6 protein-coding genes are annotated in these 6,020 nt (G+C 62.7%); 3 read left to right on the forward strand and 3 right to left on the reverse strand.

All coding sequences use genetic code 11. The annotated features are described in order from the left end of the window. A partial coding sequence (gene acnA, locus EN932_RS26650; protein WP_128369173.1) for an aconitate hydratase AcnA occupies positions 1-2,385 on the forward strand: 2,385 nt, incomplete at its 5' end. A 103-nt stretch (positions 2,386-2,488) separates the two neighbouring features. Here acnA and EN932_RS26655 read toward each other — a convergent pair. After that, positions 2,489-3,160 (reverse strand): ceramidase domain-containing protein, encoded by a 672-nt coding sequence (locus EN932_RS26655; RefSeq protein WP_064992626.1) that lies wholly within the window; start codon positions 3,158-3,160, stop codon positions 2,489-2,491. Positions 3,161-3,332: 172 nt separating this feature from the next. Here EN932_RS26655 and EN932_RS26660 point away from each other — a divergent pair, with 172 nt between their 5' ends. Both EN932_RS26660 and EN932_RS26665 read left to right on the forward strand, forming a co-directional pair. Next, a complete protein-coding gene (locus EN932_RS26660; protein WP_013528826.1) occupies positions 3,333-4,118 on the forward strand; it encodes a thioredoxin family protein in 786 nt (261 codons plus the stop codon). A 433-nt stretch (positions 4,119-4,551) separates the two neighbouring features. Continuing rightward, the gene (locus tag EN932_RS26665) at positions 4,552-4,935 is read left to right on the forward strand and encodes a DUF2794 domain-containing protein (protein WP_127369192.1); all 384 of its coding nucleotides are present in this window, start codon (positions 4,552-4,554) and stop codon (positions 4,933-4,935) included. A 131-nt stretch (positions 4,936-5,066) separates the two neighbouring features. On the opposite strand, the gene EN932_RS26670 is transcribed toward EN932_RS26665, so the two are convergent. Both EN932_RS26670 and EN932_RS26675 read right to left on the reverse strand, forming a co-directional pair. Then, positions 5,067-5,639, reverse strand: a complete 573-nt coding sequence (locus EN932_RS26670; protein WP_127369191.1) for a GNAT family N-acetyltransferase — start codon at positions 5,637-5,639, stop codon at positions 5,067-5,069. Between the two features lie 108 nt (positions 5,640-5,747). Continuing rightward, positions 5,748-6,020 (reverse strand): Bax inhibitor-1/YccA family protein (locus EN932_RS26675; RefSeq protein WP_164890630.1); only part of this gene is annotated, 273 nt, incomplete at its 5' end.

The raw sequence follows: 6,020 nt of genomic DNA on the forward strand, positions 1-6,020 counted from the left end.
CTTGCCGCAATGCGCGACGCCATGGCTTCGCTCGGGGGCGATCCGCAGAAGATCAACCCGCTGGTGCCGGTCGACCTCGTCATCGACCATTCCGTCATCGTCGACGAATTCGGCACGCCGATGGCCTTCGCCCGCAATGTCGAGCTGGAATATGAGCGCAACGAAGAGCGCTACAAATTCCTGAAATGGGGCCAGCAGGCGTTCCGCAACTTCCGCGTCGTGCCGCCCGGCACCGGCATCTGCCATCAGGTCAACCTCGAATATCTCGGCCAGGTGGTGTGGACCAACACCGAGGACGGCGAAACCACAGCCTATCCCGACACCTGCGTCGGCACCGATTCGCACACCACCATGATCAACGGCCTGGGCGTGCTCGGCTGGGGCGTCGGCGGCATCGAGGCCGAGGCGGCCATGCTCGGCCAGCCGGTCTCCATGCTGCTGCCGGAAGTCATCGGCTTCCGTCTCACCGGCAAGCTGAAAGAGGGCGTCACCGCCACCGACCTCGTGCTCACCGTCACCCAGATGCTGCGCAAGAAGGGGGTCGTCGGCAAGTTCGTCGAGTTCTTCGGCCCGGGCCTCTCCAACATGACGCTGGCCGACCGCGCCACCATCGGCAACATGGCCCCCGAATATGGCGCCACCTGCGGTTTCTTCCCGGTCGACTCGGAAACCATCCGCTATCTCACAATGTCCGGCCGCAGCGAGGACCGCATCGCGCTGGTCGAGGCCTACGCCAAGGCCCAGGGCCTGTGGCGTGAAACCGGCTCGGCCGACCCTGTCTTCACTGATCTGCTCGAGCTCGAACTTGGTTCCGTCGTGCCGTCGATGGCCGGCCCCAAGCGGCCTGAAGGCCGCGTCGCCCTGGAAGGCATTCCGGAAGGCTTCGCCAAGGCGATGGAGACCGAATACAAGAAGGCGGCCGAAATCTCCAAGCGCTATGCCGTCGAAGGCACCGACCATGATCTCGGTCACGGCGATGTCGTCATTGCCGCCATCACCTCCTGCACCAACACCTCGAACCCGAGCGTGCTGATCGGCGCCGGTCTTTTGGCCCGCAATGCCAACCGGCTCGGTTTGAAGCAGAAGCCGTGGGTGAAGACCTCGCTGGCTCCCGGCAGCCAGGTGGTCGCCGAATATCTGGAGAAATCCGGCCTGCAGAAGGAGCTCGACCAGATCGGCTTCAACCTGGTCGGCTTCGGCTGCACCACCTGTATCGGCAATTCCGGCCCGCTGCCGGCGCCGATCTCCAAAACCATCAACGACAAGGGCCTGATCGCCGCCGCGGTCCTGTCCGGCAATCGCAACTTCGAAGGCCGTGTCTCGCCTGACGTGCAGGCCAACTATCTGGCCTCGCCGCCGCTGGTCGTCGCGCATGCGCTGGCCGGAACTGTCACCAAGGACCTCACGACAGAGCCGCTCGGCGAGGACAAGAACGGCGAGCCGGTCTACCTCAAGGACATCTGGCCGAGCTCGGCCGAAATCCAGGAGTTCATCGAGAAGAACGTCACCCGCGAGCTGTTCGCCCGCAAATATGCCGACGTCTTCAAGGGCGACGAGTACTGGCAGAACGTCAAGGCGCCGGAAGGCCAGACCTATGCCTGGGACGACAACTCGACCTATGTGCAGAACCCGCCCTATTTCGCCGGCATGACGTCAGGTTTCGGCAAGATCGGCGACATCAAGGGCGCCCGCGTGCTCGGCCTGTTCGGCGACAAGATCACCACCGACCACATTTCGCCGGCCGGATCGATCAAGGCAGCGTCGCCGGCCGGCAAATACCTCACCGACCACGGCGTCGGCGTCGCCGACTTCAACCAGTACGGCACGCGGCGCGGCAATCACGAGGTGATGATGCGCGGCACCTTCGCCAACATCCGCATCCGCAACCACATGCTGGGCGAGAACGGCCGCGAGGGCGGCTACACCATCCACTACCCGTCGAAGGAAGAGGAATCGATCTACGACGCGGCGATGGAGTACAAAAGGGAAGGCGTGCCGCTGGTCGTCTTCGCCGGCGTCGAATACGGCAACGGCTCGTCGCGCGACTGGGCGGCCAAGGGAACCAATCTGCTCGGTGTCCGCGCGGTCATCGCCCAGTCTTTCGAGCGCATCCATCGCTCGAACCTGGTCGGCATGGGCGTCATCCCCTTCGTCTTCGAGGAAGGCACCTCATGGGCATCGCTCAACCTCAAGGGAGACGAGCTGGTCGAGATCGACGGGCTGAGCACCATCAAGCCGCGCCAGACGATGATCGCCAAAATCACCTATGGCGACGGCACGGTCAAGAACGTGCCGATCATCTGCCGCATCGATACGCTGGATGAGCTCGACTACTTCAAGAACGGCGGCATCCTGCAATACGTGCTGCGCGATCTGGCAGCTTAGTAAGGGAATAAGGCAGTAAGGCAGTAAGGGAATAGGGAATAGGGAATAGAGCACCCTACTGCCCTACTGCCCTACTGCCCTACTGCCCTACTGCCCTACTGCCCTACTGCCCTACCTTCGGCGCCCCAAACCGCGCCGCGGCGGCCAACAACACACCCAGCATCAGCCCGTTGAGGATGTGCCAGAGGAAGTGCGTGCCGAGCGGGAAACCGCCGCAGACCAGCGGGTCGATCATCCGGCAGACGACGGACACCACGAAGATCGCCGATCCGGCCAGATTGTACCAGCCGGCGCGATTGCCGCTGGCGGCTACCAGCGCGCCGAAGAAGGCGAGCGCCAGGAACGGCGGCAGATAGCCCGTCGTGCCGTTCGACGCCTGGCGCAGCCAGTCCGGCACGGCAACGGTTATCGCCCCGGCAATCACATAGAAGGCGATGAAGATGGCGATGGCTTTGCCCCATCGCATGCCGAGGAAGCGACGCAGATTGAACAGCGTGTAGGCCAGCGTGAAGCCGGCGATCGGCAGCACGTCGGCCCAGACCGTGCCCTTGGTGGCAAAAGTATGGAAGATCGTCGAGCCGATGCCGATCGCCACCACCCACCAGGCCAGAACCTCGGCGAAGGCGCCGGTGCCCAGCCTTCGCACCTCGCGCACGCCCCACAGGCCGGCGGCGATGAAGGCGAAGTTGGTCAGGGCGTTGACCGGTTCGGACCAGAATTCCGGGCCGGTCCGCTCGCAATAGAGGTCGACCGGCGCCAAAAACGTTTGCCACATCGCGATTGCCGCCCGAATCGGTTTCTATCCTGAAGCGCAGATCCTTCCTATTGCGCGGTTGCGGTCGGCTGCAACGGCAAAATTTCACCGCAACGTGACTTCCCGTTGACTTCCGGTTCTGCCACATATTTCAGCAATCAAGATAAAGCCGGCATCACCGGCGGGAATCGGAATGGCCATGGCCTCGCGAAAATCATTGTGGCTGGCAGCTCTTGCGCTGGCCTTCTCGGCGTCTGCCGGCGCCGGGCATGCCGGCGAATCCGATCGCGCCCAGACCGACCGGGTCCAGATCGAAAAGCCATTGGGCGTGGTCGAGCTGTTCACCAGCCAGGGCTGCAGTTCCTGCCCGCCGGCCGATACTCTGTTCTCCGAACTTGCCGCCAAGGAAGACATCGTCGCGCTCGCCTATCACGTCGACTACTGGGACTATCTCGGCTGGCAGGACACGCTCGGCCGCAAGGAGAACACCGAGCGGCAATACGACTATATGCGCGCCTTCGGCAGCCGCTCCGTCTATACGCCGCAGGCCGTCATCAATGGCCGCGTCCATGTCAACGGCGCCAACCGCGGCGAGGTCGATGGTGCGCTCGCCCGCATGGCCAAGAGCGGCGAAGGCATGCGCGTCGCCGTCAAGGTCAGCCGCACCAGCGATCGCGTGATGATCGACGCCGGCGATGCCGGCAACGGCCCCAGCGACGCCCATGTCGTCATCGTCTATTTCGACCCGCCGCAGACGGTCAAAGTCGGCGAGGGCGAAAATACCGGCCGCAAGATGACCTACTGGAACGCCGTCACCGGCATCCAGACCGCCGGCATGTGGCATGGCAAGGCACAGCGCTACGAACTGCCGATGAGCGAGATTGCCAAAAAGGGCGGCTGCGCCGTGCTGCTGCAGTCGGTCGGCAAGGACGGCATGCCCGGTCCCATTCTCGGCGCCGCATTCATCCACAAGCCTTGAGATAGAGCGCTCAAACCCCGGCCGCGGTAGCGCGAAGGTTCACCTATCACCAGCCAATAAAAAACCGACGTCAGCTTGCTTCTGACGCCGGTCATTTAGGTTTTGGGATCGTCGCTCCCGGTTCTTCCGAGGAAGAGCCGAGGTTGGTTCGATCCGACGCAGACCCGTGGGCGGGGGGCTTGGGGTTTACGAGCCGGTGCCGGACCGAACCGTCTCAGGCAACGCCGGTAAATTCGTCGGACATTGGGGCATGAGCGCGGATAAAAAAAGGCAGAAATGTGGCGGAACATCACCAATTCCAACACGGCGTTTCATAAAAGTGACTGGACGTGACGGAAACGGCGCGGCGCGGGGCTCGGTTCGCCGGGCCTTGCAATTCAGTCGCGAACACGCCAACTTTGGTTGGCAAAGATTCATTTTGAAGGATCGAGGCATGACCGATGACAGTGGCGGGACGGAGGATGGGGACGCATCCGCAATAATCCCGCTGCACGAGGCGCGACGCGAACGTCTCGATCAGCCGGTGCGGTTCGACCGACGCGAGCTGGACCAGATCCTCAGGCTCTACGGACGCATGGTCGCCGCCAATGAATGGCGCGACTACGCCATCGATCATCTCGCCGACCGCGCTGTCTTTTCCGTCTTCCGCCGCACCAGCGAAGTGCCGCTGTTCCAGATCGTCAAGGATCCGAAACTGGCCCGCAAGCAGGGCGCCTTTGCCGTCATCGCCGCCGGCGGCCGCATCTTGAAACGCGGCCAGGAACTCGGCCGCGTGCTCGGTGTGTTCGACAGCAAGTTGAAGCTGGTGGAAGCCTGAGCAGGGAATTAGAGCAGGGGAATTGAAGAAATGGAGAATTGATGAGTTGAGAAAAGGCCTCGGCGTCATCTGTTGCCGCCGCTTCTTTTTATTCTTCAGTTCTTCAATTCCGCAATTCTTCAGTTCCTTCTTCAGTCCGCTCTAAGGCGAAACTTCCGCTCCGGCAGCGAACTCGGATCGGGCGGCGTCGAGGCACCGCCATTCAGGGACAGCTGCATGAACACCGTGTCCAGCCAGCGGCCGTGCTTGTAGCCGGAACCTTCAAGGCGGCCCGAATGGCGAAAGCCGAGCTTTTCGTGCAGCCGCACCGAGGCGCTGTCGGGACGGCCATCGCCGATCACCGCGATGATCTGGCGAAAGCCCGCCGTCGTCACCGCCTCGATCAGGCTTTGCATCAGCTTGAGCCCGACGCCCTGGCCCTTGGCCTCGGGCGCGACATAGACCGAATCCTCGACAATGAAGCGATAGGCCGGGCGTGGCCGGAAGGCACCGGCATAGGCGTAGCCGAGAACCGCGCCGTCCTTCTCCGCCACAAGGTAGGGAAAGCCGCCGGCCATCAGGCTGTCGAATCGAACACCCATCTCCGCGCGGCTCGGCGGCTCCAACTCATAGCTCGCCGTGCCTTGGGCGACCGCGTCGGCGTAGATGCCGGTGATGCTGTCGAGGTCGGCCGCTGTCGCCGGTCGAATCGTAATAGTGCTCATAGTTTATGGGTGCCATTTCTCTGCTCGCGATAACAGCAAAGCCCGGCACAAAAGAAAAGGGCGGCCGTTGGGCCGCCCTTTTGGAACTCGATGGTCCAGCATGCTGAACTAGCGACGGTCGCCCATGAACTGCAGCAGGAACATGAACAGGTTGATGAAGTCGAGATAGAGCGTCAGCGCGCCCATGATCGCCTTGCGACCGGCGACGTCCGAACTGTCGCCCTCGAAATACATCTCCTTGATCTTCTGCGTGTCATAGGCGGTGAGGCCCGCGAAGACCAGCACGCCGATCGCCGACACGGCAAACGACAGCGCCGACGACTGCAGGAAGATGTTGATCACCGACGCGATGATGATGCCGAACACGCCCATGATCAGGAA

This window comes from Mesorhizobium sp. M7A.F.Ca.US.002.01.1.1 (genome assembly GCF_004022955.1).
Taxonomy (GTDB): Bacteria; Pseudomonadota; Alphaproteobacteria; order Rhizobiales; family Rhizobiaceae; genus Mesorhizobium; species Mesorhizobium ciceri.

Bases quoted from the DNA above. Each gene is read 5' to 3' on its own strand.
- EN932_RS26665 (WP_127369192.1), top strand. From the start codon at position 4,552: ATGACCGATGACAGTGGCGGGACGGAGGATGGGGACGCATCCGCAATA.
- EN932_RS26670 (WP_127369191.1), bottom strand. From the start codon at position 5,639: ATGAGCACTATTACGATTCGACCGGCGACAGCGGCCGACCTCGACAGC.
- EN932_RS26655 (WP_064992626.1), bottom strand. From the start codon at position 3,160: ATGTGGCAAACGTTTTTGGCGCCGGTCGACCTCTATTGCGAGCGGACC.
- EN932_RS26660 (WP_013528826.1), top strand. From the start codon at position 3,333: ATGGCCATGGCCTCGCGAAAATCATTGTGGCTGGCAGCTCTTGCGCTG.